This window comes from Paenibacillus sp. Soil787, assembly GCF_001429545.1.
Lineage (GTDB): Bacteria > Bacillota > Bacilli > Paenibacillales > NBRC-103111 > Paenibacillus_E.
In genome coordinates this window covers 174874-200033 of record NZ_LMSP01000044.1, presented here as the reverse complement: position 1 = coordinate 200033, position 25160 = coordinate 174874, and the positions used below count along the sequence as shown (strand labels likewise).

The following is a 25160-nucleotide window of genomic DNA, read 5'->3' as shown; positions in this document are numbered from 1 at the left end:
AAGCGCTTTCTTACAGAATAATTCATCTCTTTATTAGTTGTCAACATGTTTGGAACTATTTTGAAGCATCAGGTTTTACTACTACCTTATACTTAGACGAAACATAGGTAACAGTTTTGGCTTCGGTAATCACTTGAGCATACATCATGTCAGGTTTCGGCTCGACTAATGTATAAGTAATGATAGCCTGCCCCTCTTGATTAAACTAGATCGCATTGATTTCTATGCCGTATCCAGGGTTAGGTTTATCACCTCTTGACAGCGTTACCATGTTCACATCCTCATTGACTTTCTCGACCTTTACCGCTACCTCTTCAACTGGAGCCGGTTTTTGAGTATGAGCTTCCATCACACGGACAGCATTATAGAGCCAATTAGCGGCTTCTCCACGTGTAAGCTCATTTTTAGGATTAAACTTACCATCCTTATCCAGCGAAGTAATTTTATAAAGCAGCAGCCTCTGTAAAGTGCCTTGATAATCAATCGTGATTTGATCCTCATCCTTGATCACGATGAACATTTTGACCAGTGGGAAATTGCCTTTCTTTTCTAAGGCACGAACTAATAAGTCCCCAAATTGTTCGCGAGTAATCGTCGAATTCGGGTTCACTTCCTTAGGAATCGCCAAACCGTGATAATGAGCAATGATAAAGGCGTCTGCATACCAAGCGTCATTCGCGATGTTCGAATACATATCCGTTGCTACTGGCTGTTTTTTGAACTTCATTAAATCTAAGTTCAGGTCCAAGCCTTTTACAATCATTTGCACGCTCTGTGCATAGCTAATTTTCCCTTTAGGAACAAAGTGCTCCTGATCGATCCCACTTACGACGCCACGGTTTTTCAATGCAAGAATGGATTCTGCTTGTCCTTCATCTAGATCCGAAAAAGCAAAAGCTGAACCGAATGTCAAACTACTGCACAATAAGGTTGTTACCGTTAACGCGGCTATTTTTTTCATCAGCTCTGTTCTCCTTTGGGCATGTTTTTGTATAACCCGTTTCTGAGTTACTTACTTAACGCAGAGCAGACAAATAATGTTGCAAATGAAATTGGAACGAAAGTGCTTTCAATGTTAAGAAGTGATAAATTTACCTGTCAAGGAATTATTACTCATCAAATTCTAACGAAATTCTAATAATGGTGAAATATGCTAGATAGTTATGGCTTTCCGCCCTATTCGGTAAATTTTAGGGAATTTCAACTGTGATAAAGTAATTGTAGGTGCTAGATTCACCTCAGCTTTTATACCAGAAGGAGGAAGCTAATTCATGCAAAAAATGAATAAGAACTACCTTGGAAAAAAGACAATTATTTCTCTAGGCTTAGCGCTCTCCATGTTTAGTGGCCTTTCCACTAGTGCTTTTGCTGCCCCTGTAGCAACTGCAACCGTGAATAAAGGTGTTAACTTCCGGGCCGATCAGAGTACGAGTGCACCTGTTTGGGGATTTGTTAAACAAGGCACTGTGCTGCCAGTTGAAGCTGCCAATGACTACTGGGTTTTAGTCGATTACAATGGAAAACAAGGCTATGTTTCACGCTCTTATGTAACCGTACATGAAAATAAACCTGCACCTGCTCCTTCTCCATCAAATCCTGCTCCCGCGCCCGCTCCTTCTAATCCGGCTGCTGGCGGCAGTTTAGCGAATAAAATTGTCAACACAGCTGCCTCATTTCAAGGTCGGGTCACCTATGTGTTTGGTTCTAAGGATCTACAGCGATTGCGTTTAGATTGTTCTTCCTATACGCAATATGTATTTCAACTAAATGGCATTAATATTCCTTGGGGATCTAAGGCTCAAGCCAAATTGGGCACATACATTCCACGTAATCAGCTCCAACCAGGTGATTTGGTATTTTTCAGCGTAAGTACACCAGGTCAAATTAACCATGTGGGCATCTACATAGGTAATGGCAAATTCATTAACAATTTGCCAAACAAAGGTGTTGTCGTCAGCGACTTCAATAGTTCGCATTGGACAAGCCATTACATCACAGGCCGCAGAATCTAATTTCATTTTGTAAATAAGAACCCTTCCTTTTTCTAAAGGCGGGTTCTTTGGTCTCCATTATACTAATCCCGAACATTTCTTATCTCGTCCATACTCTTTTTAACCCTGCTATTAAGCGATTTCTTATCTTTTAAGTGATATTGAGACAACTCATGTCCTGGGTCAACAATCAATGGTTTTGAAATAATATCTTCTAATATCTTATAGGTAAGTTGATAAGCCGAATGCCTTATTTCTCTAGAAACTACCTTCTTTAAGGATTTGATTAAATCCATCAATTTTTCGGCATACATAAGTTTAACGATACTATCGGCTCCCATGATATGGCGCGAAGCAAAGGTAATCACATGATCAAGTATGCGAGAATCCTGATAATATTTGGCTAGTGACTCTAAGCTTGTGATCGCATCCCAGTCTCTTATCGATAGTTGATTCGTGTAGTTATCGATCCATTCGTTGTACCAGTCCATTTCGATTTGACTTTCAATTCCGTATGTCTTATATTCTTCGAAAACACCATCACGATGCATTTGAAAAAAATGTCCTCGATACAAATCGAATAATTCTTTAGCTCTCAGCCTTTGCTCTTCCAAGAATCTCACCACTTTTATTGTATATTCTTTGCTAACTCACAACGATGGAAACAGTTTCATAAGCGCCAAAGCACCTTCATGTTCTGGTGCTAATTCAAGTGTGTTACGAGCAAATTCCCTAGCAGACGCATTTTCACCGACCTCGTAATAGCAAATGGCCATCTCATAAAGCACAGAAGCGTCGTTCCTATACTCATTGTTGGTCCGTTCAAAGAATAGCAAAGCATCCTGGAACATATCCATTTGATACAATAACATAGCGCAGTCCAAAGCTAAGTCACGATTTAATTCCATCGGATAATATCCTTCCCACATCAGAAGTATACCTTGTCGAATGTCCGATAATTCTTCTTCATCACAATCTGGAATTAGATTTGATAGGCGCTTCGCGCTTTGGAGAAACAATTGAGCATCATACCCGCCCAAACGCCAAAAAGCTAAGAGTTGGTTAATTTCCATCAGATCCAAATGCGAATCAAACCATTCTTTGATACTGAAAAAATCATCAGGACCAAAACGCTCGACAAACCGACGATAGGCTAATCGTGTATGCCCATAACCATGCGGATTGGGCAGCATTAGCATACACCCTATGTTCAAATGGTTGTAGGGATGCGATGTGAATAAGCTCATGGCACCCTTTTGCTCAAATACATACCTAATGGCATGATAATTGGCTGTCAGGGAAAAGCTGCCATGATGAATCAGTTTGGGAGGTTCATTATATTCCCAATTCTCTATTCGGTGGTCACCTTTATCCGCAGTGAGCAGGAGAAATCCCTCTTGGGAGAGCTGACCAAGTCGTTCCAAACATTGCAGCCCGACGGCCGGAAAGAGGATATGGGAATCCTCCAGCTTCTGCGAATACAACCCTACAACCTCGCGATATGGGTAAGATTCCTGTTCATATTCATCGGCTCTTCGATAATGATACTCAGGAATGACGCTCTTCAGCATATCCGCAGCGCTACGTTCGGTATCACCCTCAGGGAAGTGCAAAGAAATCATGCATTCATAAATTTTGTTTTCGTCTACATAGATCAGTTCTTGCGGGATACTGTCAAAAAAGTAATTCGCAATAACCAGGAGAGGCTGTTGTAAGTCGCCTGTTCTAATGCGATCACCAGAATGCGTCAAATGAAGTTCGGTACCCAGATCAGCATCAAATTGTGCAAAATCCAGAACCCCTTGTTCCACAAAGGGAAGTAAACTACGGTGTTGCTGCCAAAAAGTGATAGTTTTGAACGCTAGATCACTCATGACATATCGAAATGGAGGAAGTGTTATACTTGCATAATCCCTCAGCTCACATAGTTCTTTTACAATATGATAGGCTAATCTGCCCGAACCCGCTCCAAGCTCCAGAATCGTCACCGGTTCCAATGTGTAACCAAGCTTTGCTCTATCTTGAAGAAATCCAAATATGATCTCGGCATAGGCTACTGCAATACTTGGATTACTAGTTATGTATTGTGGGACCTCTTCACTCTGCCATGCGCGAATTCCCTGCTCTTCATAATATCTTCGCTGAAGCTCCCATATGGGTGCTTTACTGAAACGATAAATCTTCTGATCTCTATGTGTCATCGGCTTGAACCTACTTTACTCCATTTTATGAAAAACAACTCCCATCTTACCATAAAGTGCCTCCTAAATAAAAAGAGAAAGACAGTTATCCACTTTCTGGCTAACTGCTTTTCTACTAGAAAATGAAAACTCCTTCACTTTTTAAAGGGAATACAATTCTTGATATGTTGAATGTTGTAATGCAGCTTCTTCTCATCCGCCGTGATCAGTTCAACAAAAGGAAGGTTTAATTTCTGCAGCAAACCCATCTTGTTCGCATGTAAACCAGTGTCAAAACAGAGGATTTCTCCTTCTAAGTCTTTGAGCAGCTGATCAAAGGTATTCGGGAGCAAAGCAAAAGTTGGATCTGATGAACTGCCTGCCATTTGATTTTGTACTTGGGAATAGGGAGTCTGATAGGTTTGATACGGACTGATCCATTTTAGATGAAATAACGGAATGTACATGACTTGATAAAGAGGCGAATAAAACACAAAGTAGTCTTGTGCAATATGTCTCACATAACCATGGATTGTCTGATTACTGGAAATATAAATTTCTACGAATCGATCGATCGCACTGTTTAAGATCTGGTTATAAGAGATCTCTCCTGTTTGCTTAACTGGGGCTGGCGGAGACTCCGTATTCATTTTGTCATCGGCTTGTAATGCGATATTTCTAATATGAGCGATAGGAATATACAAATACTTCTTTTCCATGTAAATGACAATGATATCTGGTCCCACATCGATCAGGTAGCCAATTTTATCCCGATCCCCCATCATCTCAATCTGTACCATCATTCCAATATACGTGTTGAAAAATATCATGGTTGATAACCTCCTTAACTTTCATTTTTTTAAAAAATCCACTTTACCCAAAAAGAAAGACAAACCAATGTGAATATTAAAGCAGGGGGAATCGTTATAAATGTGACCTTGCAATAATCCTTCCATGTTATTTTCACCTTATGCTGCCTAAGGATATGGAGCCAAATCAACGAAGCCAGTGTCCCAATTGGCAGAATTAAAGACCCTAAATCACTACCCACGACACTTGCTAAGTAGGTAACCTTTAAAGTCAGAGGGTCTAACCCCATGCCCGTTAACGTGAGAGTTCCAATCATTAAAGCTGGGTGATTATTTACTAACGTAGACAAGACTGTGACTAGTCCGCCCATTAGCAAACTTCCATTTAATAAGTCTCCTGAAGCTAGCGGCTTTAAGAAATTGACTAGCATATGAGTAAGGCCAATATTATTTAATCCATATATGATAACGTACATCCCGAAGGCAAATACGAGAATATGCCACGGAGTCTTCTTTACCATATCGACAGGAGATATTTTGAGATATATCCAACGCCAAGTCAGTAGAATAATTGATCCAATAACAGCCACAAGACTTACCGGTATATTCATATACGAAGCAGCAAATAGGCTTACACGAACTATAAATACAAACAATAATATATTTCTCATAAATTTTGTTCGATCTTTAATGACTGGCATCGATTTTGGAGGATCAACGTATAAAGGATGTTTTCCAGGTACTATCGCGTTTAATGGCAATTTCTTAGGAAGCATGCGGTAAAAACAAAGAAATAAAAGCAATAAAAATACGATTAAACCTAACGTAGAGGGGATAAACATCATTAATGTGTGCATATATAAATCCATTCCGACAATTTTTAGCGCAATGAGATTAACAATATTACTAACACCAATAGGAGCACTAGAAGCAGTAGCAATCAGGGCGCCTGAGAGTAAATAGGGAATTTTCTGATGATTTTTTAAACCTAAATTCTGAAGAACAATGATTAATATAGGCGTTGTTATCATAATGCTGCCATCATTGTTGAAGAATAGAGTCATCAGGAAACAAAGTAGATTAACGTACCAGAATAGACGGATCCCTGATCCTTTGGCTCTAGCCATTAAACCTTCAGCTGCCCATTGGAAGAATCCAAAGCTCTCTAATACGATGGCCATGACGATGGTAGCCATAATTGTGATAGCAGCGTCACTGATCGTATTTGTTATTTTCAGCAAATCACCGAACGAAACACTCCCACTTAGAATGACGAGGACAGCTCCTCCAATAGCCGGAATAGCTTCATTCAACTCCTTAGGACGCCATAGAATGAGGATAACTGTCATTAGAAATGCTGCTATTGTAAGGGTTACCATTGAGGAACCGATCATAAATTTTCACCCCGCTTTTTGAAAAAGTATTTAACTATCAGAGTATACTGCCTCAAACGTCTATTCTCTTAATGAATGACATTTCGGGCATAGTCAAGTCTACGGAAGGTACATTTTCATAAGCGGCTTCTATTTCGGTCTGTAAAGGCGGTTTAAGTAAAAAGTATAGTAGAATCCCTGCAAATATAATGATAAAAATGACGACCATTGTCATTCCCTCCCTCCTACCATCTACCACCATCTATCATTAGTAGATACTGATACAGTATGTATACGGGACCTGTATTCATTTTGCTATAAACGCTTACCCCCGTCTTTCAAAACTTCCACTCAAGTCTAGTAAAAGAGGAATTGGAACAACAAAAAACCAAATGCTATGGGGCATTTGGTTAACTAAAGCTTTTCCATTTCTTGCTTAATAATTTCCCGCCTTTCCTTAATGTAGTTCATTATTAGTTCTGGCTCACCTCTGAATTCTGAATAAGGCCACTTACGATTATAATCATTCAATAAATAAGGGGCTATCGTACCATGTAAATGTTCAATCATCGGAGATATCTGTTTCTGTGTAAACGATGTACGAAGAATGGAGGCAAGAATTTGTTTATAACGCAGCCTAACGCTCTTGAAACTCATCAGTTTTCCGGTCAAGCCATTGTAGCCTTTAATACGTACCAAATCACTGCCACATATTTTCCCATAGCAATTCCTCCCCCACGTGCCTTCATAATCCCAAGGTATGATGCGGTATAATTTGCTTGGCCTGTGACGATAGATCGCATAATTTTGATCAAACCCATCAAAATTTCCAGTAAAAACGGCTCCTGCTAACCATCGCAAATAATTATCTATATCCAAATGGGATTGTAAGTATTGAGACAATGGTTTTCCAGACAGTTTATTGATCTTGGAAATGAATGCGCTCAGTTCTTTTTTTTCGGCGCTTAAGCCCATGATTTGCTCGTACCCTTCAAACAACGACTTCTTATTCCTTTTTGTTTCCGGGTGAAACAGCTCAAAGTTGGCATCATCATCCACGGCATAAAAAAGGGATTGCGCACTAATCTTCCTTTGCCTGAAGAAGTTTTTATCAACCGCTTCTATTTCTAAGTAAACCCCCAGATTCTCTCCATTTAGCTTCAATTCAAAATGCTTTGTTTGTGGACTAGGTACACCAATACGTTGGAAAAATCGAAAGGAGAGTGCATTCCGTATCATCGAAGGATCATCATACTCTGCATTCAGGTGGTAAGTCTTACCCCCACATACAATTTCGTACGATTTCTTCCTATACTCTCGCGTGTGCCCACCACGATAACGAATCTTAATAGGAACACTTTTCCCTTTACTAATAAGTACACCGTTTACAAATTGATTGCTCCAAACATCTTCATTCAACTTTCTAAGTTGATGATCCTGGATTACGATATGTCGAGTCGGTATCATGGCACACCGCCTTTTTACATAATAAAAAGCCTATCTACTGTAGATAGACTTTCATTCTAGATTAATTTATTCGTGATTATGAACGATTGCCACGGCTCTTGTTCCCTCTTGTTTTGCCACTTTTGTTGCCTCTTGTTTTGTCACTCTTGTTGCCTCTTGTTTTGTCGCTTTTGTTTCCTCTTGTTTTGTCGCTTTTGTTGCCTCTTGTTTTGTCACTCTTGTTGCCTCTTGTTTTGTCACTTTTGTTGCCTCTTGTTTTGTCGCTTTTGTTTCCTCTTGTTTTGTCACTTTTGTTGCCTCTTGTTTTGTCGCTTTTGTTTCCTCTTGTTTTGTCGCTTTTGTTTCCTCTTGTTTTGTCGCTTTTGTTTCCTCTTGTTTTGTTACTTTTGCAGCCTCTGGTTTTGTCATTTTTTTGCGCTTGTGTTTTCTCATTTTTGTTGCCGCTTGCTTTTTCGCAATTACATTTGTTAGATAAACTAACTTCCATCTCCAAAAACCTCCTCATAGTTGATAGTGCAGTCTATGATAGTAGATTCGAATTGGATAGAGATATTGGTTGATATAGAAAAATTAATTATTAGTAGGTTCCTTCTTTTGGTGGAATTATTACAAAAATAGATTCTAATCTAGTACCTCATCTCTAACGGATACATATACTTATATTACAAATGAGCAGCAATGACATTGGTACAGGGGGTGAACACAAACTAGTATCCGCTGCTTATATACAAACTAAACCACATTCCTGAGAGGGGAAATGACAAAATGAGTTTAAACTATTTAGGTTCATTAATCGGTACTGAGGTTAAAATCAATCGTGGAGGTCCTGACTCTATCGTTGGTAGATTACTTTCCGTCCATCATGATTACTTAGTAGTCCGTATGAATGATGGAATAATTGTTTACATTCAATTACAACATATCAAAAGCATTAGTGGCAGCAATGCTAGCAGAGGTAACAAAAGTAACAGTAGCAATGGAAGCAACAAAAGCAACAAAAGCAATAAAAGCAACAGAAGCGGCAGAACTCTTAACCGTTTTGAACATGCTTATACCTTTGAAGGACTCTTGAATCAAATGAGATACACATTTGTTCAAATCAACCGTGGAGGCCCTGAGAAAGTGGAAGGTCTTGTCGTATATTCCGGGGATAACGTCTTGCTGCTTGTTGTAAATAATGAAATCATCCGAATTCCAATCTTCCATATTAAAAGTATTAATGCCGTTAACAAAAATAATAGCAAAGGCAATAACTCGAATAGCTCTTCCAATAAAAATAACAATAACAACAAAAGCAATAATAACAACAAAAGCAACAATAACAAAAGCAACAAAGCAACAGCTTCACAAATCGTAGCCATTAAACTTTTACTGAAAAAATACCGCGCTCTTTAAATCTAGTAGAACTTGCTGCACAAATGATTCCCATATCCTATAACCCCAATCTCGTCGCAGGCGCGCTGATTGCTACGGCATTCAGCGCGCCATTTGGGGTTATTTATGCACTAGTTAAAGCATTTCTACTAGATTGAAAGGAGGTGCAAACTGTGGAAGCAATGACAAAACTAATTGATAAACAAGTGGAGCTATCATTTTCGGGGCTTCAACAACCTTTAAAGGGCGTACTGCTTGAGGTAGGCAGTGATATTATCGTGATTTTCAATGAATTTCATTTTTACTATATTCCAATTATCCATTTACAGTATTTAAAGCTCGATACCTATGCTAGCTCTTCCATAGACCCACCTTCGGAATATCCTTTTGATCTTCAGTCCTCGTCTATCTCTTATCGAAAGATGTTAATGAGCGCTAAAGGGATGTTCGTTGAAATATATATCACTGGCAATCAAAGCATACATGGGTACTTGACTCATATCATGAATGATTATTTTGCCTTCCACTCCCCTATATTTCATACGATTTTTATTTCGATGAAGCATGTCAAATATGTGATCCCATACCATCCTAATACGACACCGTACTCTATGAAAATGGAGAATTTTCTCGTCCAACCTTCTCAAGTTACGTTTTCACGCACATTTGATCAGCAGTTAAAAAAACTGGAAAGCCAGTTTGTTGTCCTGGATCTTGGGGAGAATCCAAGTAAAATTGGCGTCCTTCATTCAGCGGATCATCCTTTTCTCGAGCTCCATACAGCTACCGGGAAATCGATACTCCATAGTGAGCATGTGAAAACGATACATTTACCATCTGCTCGCAAAAATGACAACTTTGGAGGGCGCATTTTCTAACGTTGACGTCCAGAACGGACGTCATTTTGTTTTGTTGTGGCAACTGGGCTTTCTGGGCAAACACTAATGCATAAACTTCGAGAGGAAGACCTTAATGACCTACAATTATGAGAACCTGCCGCAACCATTCCAATCTTGGACGTTCCAGCATCCTAACCCCCCCCCATTTCCCCCTTCCGTATGGCCTTACACCACTCAGGCTCCTTAGGCTCAGGATTTCGAACATGAGTACCGTGAAAGAGATCAGCCTCTCACTTTTGTTCTGATTCATGGTTCGTGGGCAGATACAAGCTTTTGGTCTGGGGTTGCTTCTGAATTACGCAAAAAAGGCCATACCGTCTATGTTCCTGAATTCCCAGGACATGGCGCTGACCCTAACTAGGCTGTTGAAAAGTTTTCGCACGAAAGATTTATGAATCGTCTAGAGACTAACAAGCTATCAATATTTGATAAGTATTTAATAATTCATCCAACTCACCAGATAATCGCAAAATGAACTCGGAGCGCAGCTCGTACATGTTTCCCGCATGGTTAAGCTCATCTCTTTTAGCTTCTATTTTCTTCTCTAGTTCAAATAACGAGTCCATTTTGCATGACCTCCAATGAGTAGTCTATTATTTATATATTTTATATAAATATTGTTAAGAAAATATGAGCATGGCTAAGTAAACTATGAAAAAGCGCAGTTGTCGAAGTGACAACATGCGCTTTTTTTGGCTAAGAGCAAGTTGACTGATTTTTTTGCTTAGGATGATTGTGCAACCAATTCAACATATCGTCAATCGTATTCACAGGTACAATTAGCAGTCCAGTTGCTCCTCGTCTTGCTTCTGACTCATTTTGGGATGGAACAAAGAATACATCGGCATCCGTTCTGCTGACACTATAGGCTTTTTGCTCTAAGCCTCCAACTGGACCAATCGAACCATCGGGCTCTATGGTTCCTGTGCCTGCTACACGATTCCCGTAAGTAACACCGCAAGGTGTGAGCTGATCAATCAAAGTTAGTGCCAGCACCGCCCCATGCGAAGGCCCTCCTTCATGCAGTAAATAGTTATGATATTTCACCGGCTCTGGAATATCATATTGCACCTCATTCGCAACTTGAATGCCGAAGGCAGCACGGCTCGGATCGTCCGGATTTGCCCGTGTCATAACCGATAGACTAACTTGCTGTCCGCCGCGCAGCAACAACACCTTCACTTGATCCCCAGGCTTGGTCAATTTCATTCGGGCTGTCAGCTCTTGAACTGTTATAACGCTATAACCATCTACTCCCTCGATCACATCGCTTAGCTGCAAGACGCCAGCACCAGGGCTATCTTTTAGAATAGCTGTGATGCGAACACCGTGCGAGGTGATCCCCTTGCCCTTACCTACTTTCTGATAAGCAATTGCACTTCCCGCGGCGTTCGCATCCTCCTTCATCGCACGTACTTCTTGGTTATACGCTCCCAAAGACATACCGAGATTCTTCGGCTCAAATGTATACTTAGGAAAAAGCTTCGCATATAGCCAATCGATCGGGAATGCTGGCCGCTCAAAGACGAGCACACCCGAAATATCTCCATGAGCACTTCCCCCATTTGCCAGAGCATAACGATTCATATTTAAGGTCAATCCTGGGTAAGTGACCATGAAATTCGTTGGCCAGAACATCACGAGCAATAGACACAAAGTAGAACCAAACACGGTTATACTCTGAACAGGCATCTTGCGACGCATCCGTTCATGGAAAAATAAATCTATAAATATTAGTAACCAAGTTATAAGAAAAGTACTCACCGAAATTTCAACTTTCTTCGGAATTGTTAACAGAATAATGACACTTGTCAAGGAAGCTGCGATTACCGCGATACTTCGAACGCGAATCCAGATACTTCTTTGCGAGAACATATGCCTTAGTGCGCCAGCCATCCAAATAATAGGAATCAAGGCAAGAGCATAGATCAGTAGATCAATCGCATCTATCCAATAAATCCTTGCACCTAATCGCAAGGGATCAGGCAGCCAAATTAATTCCCCTGTTACAGCTAATATTAGGGCTAAAACCATACCCAAATAGTAAAGTCTTTGCCAGCGTGCCATCCCTCAAACATCCCCTATTTCACCGAATCGTAAAAGAGCAGACACCTTAATCGTAAGGTATCTGCTGCTTTTAACTAAGTTAACTCGTTCATATATTTCACGACTTCATCATAAGAGAGCTTGCCACCGAAAATATCTAAGGCACTCCCAATGGTGATATCGAGCTTTCCTCTGGACAACTCTTTGAATAGCTCAAGATCCGCGAATGATCTAGCTCCACCTGCGTAGGTAGTAGGAATTTCTATCCAATCTGCCAATGTACGGACCAGGCTTTGCTGAATACCGCTTTGCTTGCCCTCTACATCAACAGCATGAATTAGAAACTCATCACAATATTGTTCCAAAAACTGAATGTTTTCATTATTCAATTCAAAGTCACTTAATTGCTTCCATTGGTTAGTAGCGACGAACCATTTGCCATCTTTCTCTTTACAGCTGAGATCTATGACCAAATTATTTTTCCCTACCTCAGCTACGATTCGGTTAAGATTGTCCATATTCAGTTGCCCGTCGCGGAAAATATAGGAGGTCACAACGACGTGCGAAGCACCTTGCTCAAGATAGTAACCAGCATTTTCCGCATGAATACCTCCGCCAATTTGCAATCCACTGGGGTACTCTCGCAGCGCGCTCACGGCTTCATCCTTATTCCCGTCACCTAGCATGATGACATGTCCACCAAGCAGATGATCCCTTTTGAACATCGCGGCATAATAGGTTGAGTCATAAGAGGAAACAAAGTTTTCAATGACTTCCTTCCCCTCCGTACTTAACGTTTCACCTACGATTTGTTTAACTTTACCGTTGTGTAAATCGATACAAGGTCTAAATTTCACAAAAATACCCCCACTAGAATCAATTGCAGCTAGATCAATTTTCCATCAATTATAGCACAAATAGGCCACAAGTGAGGGTTCAGTACTTTTAACGTTTAATTCTCGTTTGTAATTTGGAGCGCTGCCTGCTAACCTAGCCAAGATTCATCCAGTCTCGACCTGCAAATTGTACATCTTATCTTAGATGATTTGTTGTATTTTAGATATTTACCTGTAATACCTGCATCTTATTTGCTCGAAAAGCACCAACAGTGAATAAAGCATTCGATTTAGATGCTTTATCATGTAAGAAATGCATGTTATTCATCCACTGACTAAACATTAGCGCTTAACAGCTGCATCCCATAAGGGCTTCGTTAACGTGTCGAGGAGAACGATTATTCACTCAAGTCCAGAGCAGAATAACTACGAAAGTGCAGGTATTTTTGCTAAAATCGTTTGAATAGAGGAAATGCCTGCTATTATGCAGGAAATTTTAGCTTTTTCCATCCTGAAATTAAAAAAAGACCTTAAAAGCCTGCAAGATCGCAGGCTTTTGCGAATAGTGGCTATTCAAAGAAAAAAAGCATGTATAATTGCAGGTTTATCACAAAGGAACTATAGAGAGAGTTGCTTCTTTTCGTTAAATTCGCTCCAACCCAAAACATCTTATCTCCTGAAAGAAAACCTCATCCGTAGATGAGGTTTTCTTGAAATATACCAATTAAATTTACTTTTTAGCGAATCCTTCTTCTTCCAGATACTCTTGAACCTCTTCATAGGTTTCAAAGGCACAGTCTAGATTGCTGCCGGCATAGATATACCATAAATCTTCAACGAAGGTAACGACCAAGAGATGGCCGTCTTCATCTATCCAATGCTCTTCTTGTTGTTCTGAATCCATCTTTGGAAGCTTCTTGGATGTCTTACCCGTTAAAGAAAGAATCGACTTCTCGATAATGTCTCGCAGCTCATCCGCGCTGAAATCACGGATATTTATTAACCCTTTGTTGTCCGTAGCATATCCTTTGATATATTCAGCGTATACAAATCCATTTCCGTTAGGGTGCAGGTGATAAACAACAGTTTTCTTATCATAAGCACTATCTTCATAATGAAAATTGATCCGGCCAAGGGAAACATTTTTCCGCTCTAACTCGGGAAAAGATTCCACGATAGCTAATTTTTCTTCTAAACTAAGCATACAAGCCTCCGTTACTTACTCAATAACCTGGATTTTAAACACGTTCTCCAATTTTCCGTCTGATCTCTTTTTCAAAGGCACTTTAATGTCTCTTCCGAGTTCTTTGAAAAAAGTTTCTACATCACACTGTACATTGGAAAGGATAACTTTGAATGAACCTTCTTCGACAATGTTCTGATTAGCTTCTGCAAGGACCTTAACATCTACCGCGTATTTCTTCGTTAACGTGTTGATGTATCGGCTGAAAATTTCAATTAATTCCTCATTGTTAAAATTTTCAATAACCAGTTTTCCCTTGTTCGTAAAATTTAAATGAACGTTCACTTTTAAATGTCCCCTTTTCCTTTAAACCGTTTATTTTCTTGTGGTAAAAACATGCTGACCGTCTGGTTCTTCCTCATTGAAAAGGATCCAATCCCTTGTTGGCATCGTTGGCTTTACATCGATCAAATAATGCTTCTCTTCTATTTTACTTGTTTTGATGGGTATGAAGCAATACAAAAGCCAAATTCATTTTTAAAAATAAAAAGAAGCAGGTCATTCCCTGCCTCTTCTTGTCTTATATTGTATAATTATAACACACTTTTATGAATTCTAAGCAAAAAGGATGGAATCACAATGGCCTTTGGCATAAAAAGAGAAGAACTTCAACAATGGAAGGCTGCCGTTAGCCGCGGCGAAATTGCCTTTTTGACTCATTACTGGCTGGATAAACGCTTTGTTGGCATTCGAACGGTCACGAAGGTGGGGTGTTCTGACTTGGATCGGTTATCCAAATGGTGTGTATCACATGGACTGAACCCGCAATATATTCACTATAGTCCTTCCTATCCCCACTTCGACCTCCTTGGCCCCATGCAAAAGCGAATACTAGAACTCGAAAATAAATGGGACCAGATCGAGAGATTCAAACTCTAAAAATTATTAACTCGATCTATTAACGCTTCGCATGTTCAAATCGATGAATGCCAAAATCGTTGAGCGTAGATGCAAGAATAGCTTCTCTGAGTTTAATTAATCTTGGTGTAAATCTCACTTCAATATTTAATGCCATCAATTGATCTAATAAATGACTGATAGGCTGCATGTCCAGAGGTGTGACCGTTTGCTGAGAAATGAAGTAACCTGCGGTTTCATCAAACATTTCAAAGCCTTCCCTTGCAAATGTATACCGATACATGGTTGTCTGACTGATCTGTGAATACCAATCGTTCTCCACCACCATGACTGTGTCAGAGGAACTTACTCCAAAAAATGTTCGCTCATCTTCTTCACTCATTGCTGCTGATCTCTTGTACACAATACGCGGACAATTCCGTGGAACATAAAAAGTAAAGGCATGTTCAGGATCTATTGCCCAAACGACTGGAGGCATATCTGTACGATTTGCCTTTACTCTTGGGATGAATACCTCAATATCGGGTTCATGGCTAAAATGATATAATTCCATCGGATCACCTCTTCATGATCCATAATTCTAGAGGCATGATGAAATACCTTTAAATAACAATGGCCTCGTATACATAAATATCCTTATGTTATACTAAATATTTGTAAACATTAATAAATTGTGAATTTGGAGTACCTACCATGATCCCAAAACTTAAGATTACTTTTGTCCTCATTCTCTGCATCATTTCACTTATTTGCTTCTCCCTTGTTGCTACCTACATTCAAGGCCAACGGATCGCGCAATTCGATCATAATGTAATTAGTCTCATTCAAGGAATGGAATCGCCTGGACTCACCCTGCTCATGAAAGTATTCACTTTCATTGGTTCGACTCCGATAGTAGTCGTCATTGCCCTCTCTGCCATACTTTTTCTTTATTTCGTTTTACATCATCGTTTTGAACTCATTTTCTTTATTTCCATAGTTGCAGGTACAGGCATTATTAATCTGCTCCTCAAATTGTATTTCGCTCGTCAAAGACCCGACCTGCATAGACTTATTCAAGAAACTGGCTACAGCTTCCCAAGCGGACATTCCATGGAAGCCTTCGCGCTTTACTCGTCTCTTGCTTTTCTCCTTTGGCGGCACCTCTCTACGAGAATCGCTAGAAGTGTCATCATCATCATCTGCAGCATGATGATCATCATTATTGGGATAAGCCGGATTTACCTTGGAGTTCACTACCCTAGTGATGTCATTGGCGGATACTTGGCAAGCGGGGTCTACTTCACATTAGGAGTATGGTTATTTCAATGGTACAAAGAGTATCGAGCATACTCTAAAAAAGTAAAACAAAATCCTCCTAATCGTACATGATCAACTGCGGAGGTAAATTTGCTAAGTAATTTCGCTAATTTGCCTCAATCTCGTTTCAAATCTACTTATGAACTCTATTGAATACTCGCCAATTGCTACTATTTGATCACGGACAAGCCCTGGAAATTCTGAATGATCGATATCTAGATTATCATCAAGTTCGTTATACCAGGGCAATAAATTCATTTTGATAATTAACACTCGACTTTTCACCTCGAATTCCACCTTTACAGCGTCATACTAAAGTTTATTCCATTCACGCTATTTGTGTCCTAGTTGAATAAGCCAATTATAGTAGTGTTAATCCCCATTTCTCCTATTTACTATGTAATAGCCCCACAAAAGATAGGGCTGGATTCATTGAAACTTCATCGGTTTAATAGAAACTTAGCATATCTTAACGGTGTCTCATACGTATTATTAAAAGTCTGATGCATTTTTAATTGCTTAAATTCATATCGCTGATCTCTTCCATTCACTTCGATAAGTTTAATTCGCCCATTGTGGTCAACGCCAACATCCAGTCCGACGTCTGCCATATCTGGGATGCGCTCACTTAAGTTTTCGACGATCAACAGAGATGCTTGCTCAACAGATGCCTTTATTCGGTATGGATCAAAGCCGCTAGCCCGAAACAATTCTTCACATCGCTTAGCTTCTCCGCCTTTAGCCAAATTCGTAACATGTCTACCTGATGCAGCAACTTTGCCTGCAATACCCGTAATCTGCCACTTCCCTTTATCCCCGCGTTGGGCGGAAATCCTTAAATCATAGGGTCGACCATTATACGTTGCCAATGAAATCGCTTGTTGGATGAGATAGCTTTGTTTTCCAACCTTTTCATGGATAAAATCTTGGGCTTTCCTTTCACTAAGCATTTTCGGTTCGTTATTACTCCAGCAAACCTGCCAATCCCCGTTTTCCTTCTGAGAGACTTTAATCACCCCTTTACCAATACTGCTATTCGACGGTTTAACGTAAAGAGATGAAAATCTTTTCATCGCGTCTACCATTTGTTCTCTTGAGTAGGCCATAGTTTCAGGAAAATATTCTCGAATTGATTTGATTGTCGATAATAACTTGTGAATACGAAGTTTATCATGGCGATTTTGCCCATTGAATACAATACTTGATTTGGAAAGAAGACTTAATTGCTTTTGTAAATACGGCGTAAGCGTCATCGCACGATTATGAGTGACTTTGGGAATAGGCAGCCTAATTAGTCGATACTTTTTATTTTCATAGCATAAACCTAGAACAGACTTCTCACTGATATGCTGAAGGCACATGTAGAATGGCGTCATCCCCAGATGTTCAGCGGCTTTATTATAAAGATCGATTCGCTCATATCCGGTCCGCTGCCTGTGAATGCCTAAATAAGTTTTTCGATCTAGAAGAATTCCAACCACAGTGCTCACTTCATCACCTCCGTCTAAAAGGATCAACTTTTACACTGTATGCAGACATGGTCCAAAATGCTGCAAAAAAGAGCCGCACAATGGCAGCTCTCCTGGTTCTATAACTATTGCTTCTTATATATATAAACCATCATTTCTTCATCATAGCCTTGTCCCGCATATTCCAAAGCATTTCGTTCAACGCCATACGTCTCAAAACCTAATTTGCGGTAAAGGTCAATAGCTGTTCTGTTCGTGGTTACCACGCTAAGTGTCACTTGCTTCAAACCTTCCAGCTGTTTCCCTCTACGGATCACTTCTATCATTAATTGCTTCGCAATCCCTTGCCCGCGGTATTTCTCAGATACGTATACACCCCAAATAAAGGCTTTATGCTTTATCTTTAGACTTTGCTCTCGTTTAAATCCTGCTGTCCCGATAAGCTGACCTTCAATTGTAAAAGCACCCAATATATAATTACTGCTATCTTGACCAATCCGTTTCACAATTTCTTCCAAAGGCAGCAAAACCGATTCTTCATATGCAGCGCCGAACGCATCAGGATGTTTATACAGTGCCTCAAGCCGCAGCGCCCAATACTCCTTCGCTTCTTCTAGACGGATATTTCTAATGTCGATCTTCACACTACTCATAGACTCACCATCCTATACTTTCAAACCAGAGTCCCTGTTGCTTCTTCTGCCCCATACCTGCTTCTTATTCATTCAGACTTTGATAGGACAAAGCAACATCTAATTGACCCTCATCGTTTGGTAACATCGCGATATCCGTTTTACCGTTTCCATCGAAATCAGCAACTGTTAAGCGTCCATTCGTTCGGCCCCAAGGACCAAATACCGAGAGCAGCTTGTATTCACCCTCCGTTGTTTGTAGATACACACGGTTCGTTAAATTTTTGGAGTCAGAGCGTAAAATATCTTCCTTGCCATCCCCGTTAAAATCACCGAATCGGATGCCGCCGAGCTCATCGGGAATGTTCAGTGAAACCTTATTCAGCTTCCATTGCATGTTCGCTGTATCCAATTCAAATTCCACGCCTTGGGAGGTATTCTCTTTGAACAAAAACAAGCGTTGGCTGTCCTCATTTCGTAATTTCCTCACAAGTAGATCCCTTGAAGAATTGGACCTAAACGTGTAAGGCTTAATTTCTTTAACTTTCCCTCCATGCATGTATACACCTAGAAGTTGACTTCGATCTTGCGATTGACCGGCAAGGATACAGTCCCCATTGGACTGTCGCAATTCATACAAATCGTACCAACGTTTAGCAGGAATCGTCCAAATTTGTTGTTGCACGAACGAAGTCCCATTTGAAGAGTAGCTCTCAAGCTTGCCGGAAGGTCGAACAACCCAAAGACCCTTTTTATTGGGATCATTCATTCCATTAAGTGTAAATGATGAGCCATCTGTATACGGCAAGGACGCCCAAACCCGTGGTGCAGGTTGGTTTTCATTGCGTAATCCATCGTACTGAGCTTGAATGACCGACAGATTGGAGGTTTTCTTATCCCACGTAACAATGTCATCTCGATTCTTGCCTGCTACATTGCCGATTTGTACGAGCTTAGATTTTGTGCTTCCACCTTTCAGACTCACAGATGGCGTAAAAGGTACGTAATCATGAATGGAATAGAACGGATAACCCTTCAAATGAATTTGTTCGATTAGCCTTTGTAACACACTTTTATTCTCACCAGCGTATTGATATTGCGGTATTCCGTCCTTCAGAATCTGTTCACCCTCATCGTCCACGACAGGCACCAGATGGCTAAACTCCAAAAAAGGATGATAGAAAAAAGAGTTAATTCGCTCTGTTTTCCCCATTTGATTAAGAATAAACTTCTCATCTTTACCACTAGGTATATACGAAAGGGTTGTCGGTACGTACACATTGCCAAACGACGTATTTCCAAACCCCTTATTAAGAACATTCAAATATTGCGCTGCAGGTGGGTTGGAATCGATCGTAACATCTGGTTGATAAAAGAGGCCGAAATAAGAACGAAACACCTTATCCTGTTCGGGCGTTGTATGATAATGCGGCGCTTCCCAGAAATGAGGCGATAAATTAGCAAGGCGAAAACGGCGATAACCTTCTTGCACACGTTGTTCCGCAAAAGCAGTGGTCGCTGTTTCAGGCTTATCTACAACATTGAATTCGTTGCCTATACCCGACGCTTGATGCCCATCCTCACGATAAACATCTCCCACCTGATGGGTATAACCATGCATGCCAATAGATCCGCCATGCTCTGCAGCTTCGCGTAGAACTCGATCAAAGGCTTGAATATAGTCATTATCCAACTGATCGATAGCGCGATCATAACGTTTACCGTCTTGACTTATATTGATCCAACGCGGAATGACTGCCATACTGTATTGAACATGCTGCTGATGCAAATAATCAAAGACGGCTCTCAGCTTTCCGAGCCCTTCAGGTGTACTATAATAGCCACCAGGACCTATGTCCTCTAACCGAAGCATCATGAATCGCGGATTATTGCCGGCTCCTTCGACGGTGATGATGTGAATTAAACCGATGTATAAACTTAAAGTAACGATGCCTGCTATCACATACTTCAACCAATTGTATTTCTGTAACAAGATCCTCAACATGCAAGCTCCCCCCAAGGATGCTGGATCATTTTCTTAACCAAGCGATTCATGAACACTATAGGTCTATTGGACTATATCCATGGAATATTGTCTATTATAAGTTATTACGATAATTTTTGGTGCTGCGAATTGAAGTGCTTATACCAAATACCCGCATACTCAGGTACCACATGCCAATTATTTGCCCTTACTTGCTTTCCAAAATCCTCCCCAAAGAAATACGAAGTTAATTGTACAGCCTCATTCACATCTTTGAACTTATAATCGGTGGCTAGCGAGGTGTGTTCAAACCCATATTCGGTTTCTAACAACTGGTAATAAGGTGCCAAATAATCATATCTCGTCGGTTTCGCAAAACCTGTACCCAAAGTCTCCAGAATAATCACGGTTCCTCCTGGTTTAAGAATACGTCTAATTTCAGACATCATTTGTTTCAAATTATTCTCCCAATCTACATTATTCGAGCTAGCAAGATAACATAAGCTCCATCCAGCTACGACGAGATCCTTGCTAGCGTCCTCAATTGGCAGTGCTCTATGGTCGGAAACAATCGTTCGCCAGTTAGGTTTAGAAGATAATGTAGTTAACTTTTTCTCTAACACACGAAGCATGGCCTTTGAACTATCCAGACACCAAAGTGAATGGGCTTCTTCGACCAGAAACATGGAAAGCCTTCCTGTACCTGCTCCTAAGTCTACCACATCCAAATGCGCATAGGGCCTTATCTTATGAATTACCTTTGCTAAATTTGGTTGCTTACTAATTAATAAATCGTATGTTTCAGTGTTATCTTGATAAATGTTATGATCTCGAGACATGCTCATTCCTCCTTCAAGTTTTTCTAAGAATAAACCTTAACCTAAGGTTAAGGTCAAGCGTTAGAAGGAGTTTTGAGAAGAGGTAGATCATGAGTGCGCTTACAACATTGAAATCACAAATACACTCCAATCTTATCACGCTGTTTATGATTTGAAAATAAGAAATGATACCGCTTTCAGGTTTGACTCAGTGGGACTGAAGTGCTACAATTCAAGCAAATTTGGTTACAAAACATGATTGGAGGGTATGCTCCTGCATCATTTTAAACATAAATGGCAATGGACGATTTTGGTCTGGATCATTCTTGGGTTGTTCGTATTTCCTTTGACACCGCCAATTTCGCACCACTATTCTTTCGATACCGATAGCATCGTTCTATCTAATACAACCCATGTCTTAACCGTTCAAGCACATCCGCCATCCAGAGAAACATTACGAGCTCACGAAGACAAGATTCAATGGAACGAAGATTATGATAAACAATATGAGATGACCGTATTTGTTGTTTTTATTATTTTTATATTATCCAAAATATGGGAGCGACTGAAAGGTATCTTATTAGCTTTCCTCAAATTCATATCGGGTTACACGGGCCTCATTCCTTCATTATTCATTAGAACTCAATTGTATGAAAATGTGGAAAAGAGGAACCTTTCATGTCAAACCTAACAGCTGGAGCTGAGCAAGCACGCTCTCAACATCAAAAAATAACTCGCATTAAATTTATTCGTAGAATTTTATTCATGATCGTCGGATCAACCTTATTTTCAATTGGTTTGGAAATTTTCTTAGTCCCCAACAATATTATTGATGGCGGCGTTGTAGGTATTTCAATCATCTTCTCTCATTTGACAAAAATCCCATTAGGCGTCTTTCTCGTTATTTTGAATTTACCCTTCTTACTTTTAGGATACAAACAAATCGGCAAAACATTTGCCATCTCCACCTTATTCTCTGTCGTCCTTATGTCCATAGGAACCTCCCTGCTGCATCCGGTACAAGCGATTACCATTGATCCTTTGCTTGCTGCAGTTTTCGGTGGAATCATACTTGGTATCGGTGTAGGATTAGTCATTCGCTCAGGTGGTTCTCTCGATGGAACAGAAATTGTAGCCATTGTATTTAGCAAAAAGTCGCCATTCTCCGTCGGCGAAATCGTGATGTTTTTCAACCTGTTTATTCTGGCCAGCGCAGGCTTTGTCTTCGGTTGGGATCATGCGATGTACTCGCTCATTGCGTATTACATTGCCTTCAAAATGATTGATATCACCATCGAAGGCCTGGATCAATCCAAAGCCGTCTGGATCATCAGCGATGAATCCGACAAAATTGGGGACACCATAACGTCCCGACTTGGCCGCGGCGTAACCTACCTCAAGGGCGAAGGCGCCTTTACAGGAGATGACAAGAAAGTGATTTTCAGCGTCATCACCCGATTGGAAGAAGCCAAGCTGAAGTCCATCTTGGACGAATTGGATCCCAAAGCTTTCCTCGCCATAGGCAATATTCATGATGTTAAAGGCGGAAGATTTAAAAAGAAAGATATTCATTAAAGGGAATACAAAGATAAACGGCTCCGTCGTCCTTCAGGGACGAGCGCGTTTGTCAAGGTAGATGCGAAGCAAAAGTATAAAACTTATACTCTCTTATCTACGCACAAAGAGGTTAAACAGGACTTTCTGTTTAACCTCTTTGTTTGGCAGAATAGGGCAATGGAATTCGCCTAGTTGGGCGATTCTTTAAGATTGATTTTCATCTCTATGGCGCCACTTTACGGGCACAGCGGTACTTTAGCGGTGAGAATCAGCGTTATGGAGCTGCAAATGAGGGAATTCTCTCGTCTCCGGCTACTTTAAGAATGATTTTCATCTTTATGGCGCCACTTTGCGGGCACAGCGGCACTTTAGCGGTGAAAATCAGCGTTATGGAGCTGCATTCAAGAGTCTACAGCTGATTCGGTTACCTAAGTTTTATGTTTGATGCAAAAATTACAGCTAATTTTGATTAAAACGACGATTTCACGTACGTTGTTGCAAAAAGTACAGCTAATTCGAAGCATTTGGCCCATATCTGTTTAAAATGTGGCAATTGGATGTACCTAATGCATATAATCTTCTTCATATATAAAATAATCTGAGATTTGCTGCACATTCTGCATCTTGTCGGTTGACCACTCGCCACTTTGTTACAAATCCAATATGAACTCGCATAATAACATTAATTACTTGGAGTAGCTAGCTCTGTACATCTTTGTCCCAAGCATTGAGCGAATTGGTGCATATACTGTAAGTGCCAGCGTAACTGCTGCGGGTAGAAGGATACCACCCTAGCAAGAAGTAACGTAGACATCAACAAATCAGCATGCTTCACCTGCCACCTTGAGGCAGCTGCACATACAGCATCCTAGTTCCAGTAGTTTCTAAGATCAACCTTCTGGCCAAGCTTTGCGCTGTCGAGCGCGCCAAGAACCATCGCCATGCTCTTGATGTTATCGCGGCAGTCCGTCTCCGCGCGGCGGCCTTCTTCCAGCGCCGCGAACATCTCGTCCAGGCAGCCGGCGTGGCCGCTGCGGCCGGGCCAGTTCACTTCCGCGTCCACTCTCGTGTAGTCGCGGATGAACTTGCCGGCTTGGTCGCCGCCGGCGACGATCTCGGCATACGGTGCGCCGCTTCCGTCCCACAGAGCGGTGCCCTGCTCGCCGGTCACACGCCAAGCCGCCTCCCAAGAGGTTGGCGCCCCTTCCGCGCACCAGGAGCCGCGGTAACAGAACACAGAGCCGTCAGACAGCTCATAGATGCAGATCGCAGAGGCATTCCCCGCGTACCACGAGCCGGGCGGGTTGAATTCCTGGCAGTACACCGAGACGGGGTCTGCCCCCGTAATAAACCGAGCCTGATCGAAGGTATGGATCGCCATGTCTAGAATGAGCGGGCTTTCCATCGCTTCGCGAAAGCCCCCAAAATGCGGCCCCAAGAAGAAATCGGCGCCGACATAACCAACGCGGCCGATCGTGCCCGCGTTAATGATCTCCCGCAGTGCGCGAATATTCGCGTCGTAGCGGCGGTTCTGCATGACGGAGAAGGACTTCCCCGTTCGCTCCGCCAGCTGCACCAGCTCCCGCGCTTCCGCCATTGTAGCCGCCATCGGCTTCTCACCGAAGATGTCGCATCCCTGCCGGAGTGCAGTACCGCACACCTGGAAATGGCTGGACGGAATTGTGATGTCCAGCACGAGATTAGCGCCGCTTTCCTGAATAGCTTGCTCCAGGCTGGTATAGACGCCGCAGGTAAGACCATGGCGGTCAGCCATGGCTTGTGCGAATTCCGTCTTAATATCAACAAGCGCGACAATGTCGCTATCCTCACGTTTTAACATATACTCGACCCATACATTCGCCATGCTGCCGCAACCAACGACCACGATGTGATACTTACTCATCTCGCACATTCCTCCAATATCATCCCTAAATTGCGTATAGCTTCCTTAATACGCTTATTTTATCCCTTTTCTTAGGGACAATCTCTATCCAATCTTGTGAGAATAGGGTCAAATATTGTGCCCAGTCATTAATCCCCGCGGTATGGCGCAAACAAATCAAACATAAAGTGCATGGCCTCTTCCTCATCTTTGCCTTTTGTGAGCAAACGAAGTGTTGTTCCCGCTTTGATTGGGACTAGAAGCATGCCAAGCAGGCTTTTCACATCCACAATGTGATGTTTATGATCAAGCTCAAAGTCTATCGTAATATCCGAAATAAAATGAGAAGACTTTGCAGAGATGACCGATAAATCGGCTCGTTGTAAATCGGAATGGATCTCAAATTCATGTACTCTCATAATCAAACCTTCCTTTTATATAAA

General features: G+C 41.1%; 27 protein-coding genes. 7 read left to right on the top strand and 20 right to left on the bottom strand.

Annotated features, from left to right (window positions below; all coding sequences use genetic code 11):
* Nucleotides 1-205: 205 nt before the first annotated feature.
* Nucleotides 206-961 carry an S-layer homology domain-containing protein gene (locus ASG93_RS27215; protein ID WP_156411060.1) on the bottom strand — a complete coding sequence of 252 codons (756 nt, stop codon included), beginning with the start codon at nt 959-961 and terminating at the stop codon, nt 206-208.
* Between the two features lie 310 nt (nt 962-1271).
* Here ASG93_RS27215 and ASG93_RS27210 point away from each other — a divergent pair, with 310 nt between their 5' ends.
* On the top strand, nt 1272-2012 hold the full coding sequence (locus tag ASG93_RS27210; RefSeq protein ID WP_056837140.1) for a C40 family peptidase: 741 nt from the start codon (nt 1272-1274) through the stop codon (nt 2010-2012).
* A gap of 62 nt (nt 2013-2074) precedes the next feature.
* Here the strand turns inward: ASG93_RS27210 and ASG93_RS27205 are convergent, their stop codons facing one another.
* From ASG93_RS27205 to ASG93_RS27180, 7 genes are all read right to left on the bottom strand, one after another.
* Nucleotides 2075-2605, bottom strand: coding sequence for a hypothetical protein (locus ASG93_RS27205; RefSeq protein ID WP_056837138.1), 531 nt, complete (start codon nt 2603-2605; stop codon nt 2075-2077).
* A 36-nt stretch (nt 2606-2641) separates the two neighbouring features.
* Nucleotides 2642-4192 (bottom strand): SAM-dependent methyltransferase, encoded by a 1551-nt coding sequence (locus tag ASG93_RS27200; protein WP_056837136.1) that lies wholly within the window; start codon nt 4190-4192, stop codon nt 2642-2644.
* A gap of 134 nt (nt 4193-4326) precedes the next feature.
* Nucleotides 4327-5001, bottom strand: coding sequence for a DUF2642 domain-containing protein (locus ASG93_RS27195; protein ID WP_056837133.1), 675 nt, complete (start codon nt 4999-5001; stop codon nt 4327-4329).
* 29 nt (nt 5002-5030) lie between these two features.
* Nucleotides 5031-6374, bottom strand: a complete 1344-nt coding sequence (locus ASG93_RS27190) for an arsenic transporter (protein WP_056837131.1) — start codon at nt 6372-6374, stop codon at nt 5031-5033.
* 52 nt (nt 6375-6426) lie between these two features.
* A complete protein-coding gene (locus tag ASG93_RS35490) occupies nt 6427-6588 on the bottom strand; it encodes a hypothetical protein (RefSeq protein ID WP_156411059.1) in 162 nt (53 codons plus the stop codon).
* Nucleotides 6589-6767: 179 nt separating this feature from the next.
* Nucleotides 6768-7820 carry a CotH kinase family protein gene (locus tag ASG93_RS27185; RefSeq protein ID WP_056837129.1) on the bottom strand — a complete coding sequence of 351 codons (1053 nt, stop codon included), beginning with the start codon at nt 7818-7820 and terminating at the stop codon, nt 6768-6770.
* A 66-nt stretch (nt 7821-7886) separates the two neighbouring features.
* Nucleotides 7887-8252 carry a hypothetical protein gene (locus ASG93_RS27180; protein WP_056837127.1) on the bottom strand — a complete coding sequence of 122 codons (366 nt, stop codon included), beginning with the start codon at nt 8250-8252 and terminating at the stop codon, nt 7887-7889.
* Nucleotides 8253-8585: 333 nt separating this feature from the next.
* Here ASG93_RS27180 and ASG93_RS27175 point away from each other — a divergent pair, with 333 nt between their 5' ends.
* The 3 genes from ASG93_RS27175 (at nt 8586) to ASG93_RS37315 (ending at nt 10454) form a co-directional block, all read left to right on the top strand.
* On the top strand, nt 8586-9215 hold the full coding sequence (locus tag ASG93_RS27175; protein WP_056837125.1) for a DUF2642 domain-containing protein: 630 nt from the start codon (nt 8586-8588) through the stop codon (nt 9213-9215).
* Between the two features lie 161 nt (nt 9216-9376).
* On the top strand, nt 9377-10072 hold the full coding sequence (locus ASG93_RS27170; RefSeq protein ID WP_056837681.1) for a hypothetical protein: 696 nt from the start codon (nt 9377-9379) through the stop codon (nt 10070-10072).
* A 262-nt stretch (nt 10073-10334) separates the two neighbouring features.
* Nucleotides 10335-10454, top strand: a complete 120-nt coding sequence (locus ASG93_RS37315; RefSeq protein WP_414858894.1) for an alpha/beta fold hydrolase — start codon at nt 10335-10337, stop codon at nt 10452-10454.
* Between the two features lie 46 nt (nt 10455-10500).
* Here ASG93_RS37315 and ASG93_RS34510 read toward each other — a convergent pair whose 3' ends face one another.
* The 5 genes from ASG93_RS34510 to ASG93_RS27150 all read right to left on the bottom strand — a co-directional run bounded on the left by ASG93_RS34510 (nt 10501) and on the right by ASG93_RS27150 (nt 14503).
* Complete coding sequence (locus tag ASG93_RS34510; protein ID WP_082615121.1) at nt 10501-10659, bottom strand: aspartyl-phosphate phosphatase Spo0E family protein; 159 nt, start codon at nt 10657-10659, stop codon at nt 10501-10503.
* Nucleotides 10660-10789: 130 nt separating this feature from the next.
* Nucleotides 10790-12160, bottom strand: coding sequence for a PDZ domain-containing protein (locus ASG93_RS27165; protein WP_056837123.1), 1371 nt, complete (start codon nt 12158-12160; stop codon nt 10790-10792).
* A 74-nt stretch (nt 12161-12234) separates the two neighbouring features.
* Nucleotides 12235-12996: a phosphoribosylformimino-5-aminoimidazole carboxamide ribotide isomerase gene (hisA, locus tag ASG93_RS27160; protein WP_056837121.1), complete on the bottom strand. Its 762-nt coding sequence runs from the start codon at nt 12994-12996 to the stop codon at nt 12235-12237.
* Between the two features lie 709 nt (nt 12997-13705).
* Complete coding sequence (locus ASG93_RS27155; RefSeq protein ID WP_056837119.1) at nt 13706-14179, bottom strand: hypothetical protein; 474 nt, start codon at nt 14177-14179, stop codon at nt 13706-13708.
* 15 nt (nt 14180-14194) lie between these two features.
* The gene (locus ASG93_RS27150) at nt 14195-14503 is read right to left on the bottom strand and encodes a hypothetical protein (protein ID WP_056837117.1); all 309 of its coding nucleotides are present in this window, start codon (nt 14501-14503) and stop codon (nt 14195-14197) included.
* Between the two features lie 294 nt (nt 14504-14797).
* On the opposite strand from ASG93_RS27150, the gene ASG93_RS27145 reads away from it, so the two are divergent.
* Complete coding sequence (locus ASG93_RS27145) at nt 14798-15097, top strand: hypothetical protein (protein ID WP_056837115.1); 300 nt, start codon at nt 14798-14800, stop codon at nt 15095-15097.
* A 19-nt stretch (nt 15098-15116) separates the two neighbouring features.
* Here ASG93_RS27145 and ASG93_RS27140 read toward each other — a convergent pair whose 3' ends face one another.
* Nucleotides 15117-15629, bottom strand: a complete 513-nt coding sequence (locus tag ASG93_RS27140) for a DUF6886 family protein (protein ID WP_056837113.1) — start codon at nt 15627-15629, stop codon at nt 15117-15119.
* Nucleotides 15630-15769: 140 nt separating this feature from the next.
* Between ASG93_RS27140 and ASG93_RS27135 the strand changes: the two genes are divergently transcribed.
* On the top strand, nt 15770-16447 hold the full coding sequence (locus tag ASG93_RS27135; protein ID WP_056837111.1) for a phosphatase PAP2 family protein: 678 nt from the start codon (nt 15770-15772) through the stop codon (nt 16445-16447).
* A 368-nt stretch (nt 16448-16815) separates the two neighbouring features.
* Here the strand turns inward: ASG93_RS27135 and ASG93_RS27125 are convergent, their stop codons facing one another.
* From ASG93_RS27125 to ASG93_RS27110, 4 genes are all read right to left on the bottom strand, one after another.
* Nucleotides 16816-17865 (bottom strand): YheC/YheD family protein, encoded by a 1050-nt coding sequence (locus ASG93_RS27125; protein ID WP_056837107.1) that lies wholly within the window; start codon nt 17863-17865, stop codon nt 16816-16818.
* 104 nt (nt 17866-17969) lie between these two features.
* On the bottom strand, nt 17970-18497 hold the full coding sequence (locus tag ASG93_RS27120) for a GNAT family N-acetyltransferase (RefSeq protein WP_056837104.1): 528 nt from the start codon (nt 18495-18497) through the stop codon (nt 17970-17972).
* Nucleotides 18498-18561: 64 nt separating this feature from the next.
* On the bottom strand, nt 18562-20481 hold the full coding sequence (locus ASG93_RS27115; protein WP_056837102.1) for a DUF2334 domain-containing protein: 1920 nt from the start codon (nt 20479-20481) through the stop codon (nt 18562-18564).
* 104 nt (nt 20482-20585) lie between these two features.
* On the bottom strand, nt 20586-21299 hold the full coding sequence (locus ASG93_RS27110) for a class I SAM-dependent methyltransferase (protein WP_056837100.1): 714 nt from the start codon (nt 21297-21299) through the stop codon (nt 20586-20588).
* Nucleotides 21300-21956: 657 nt separating this feature from the next.
* On the opposite strand from ASG93_RS27110, the gene ASG93_RS27100 reads away from it, so the two are divergent.
* Nucleotides 21957-22853, top strand: a complete 897-nt coding sequence (locus ASG93_RS27100) for a YitT family protein (RefSeq protein ID WP_056837096.1) — start codon at nt 21957-21959, stop codon at nt 22851-22853.
* 850 nt (nt 22854-23703) lie between these two features.
* Here ASG93_RS27100 and ASG93_RS27095 read toward each other — a convergent pair.
* Complete coding sequence (locus tag ASG93_RS27095) at nt 23704-24738, bottom strand: Gfo/Idh/MocA family protein (RefSeq protein ID WP_056837094.1); 1035 nt, start codon at nt 24736-24738, stop codon at nt 23704-23706.
* A gap of 128 nt (nt 24739-24866) precedes the next feature.
* Nucleotides 24867-25136 carry an HPr family phosphocarrier protein gene (locus tag ASG93_RS27090; RefSeq protein ID WP_056837092.1) on the bottom strand — a complete coding sequence of 90 codons (270 nt, stop codon included), beginning with the start codon at nt 25134-25136 and terminating at the stop codon, nt 24867-24869.
* Between the last annotated feature and the right edge of the window lie 24 nt (nt 25137-25160).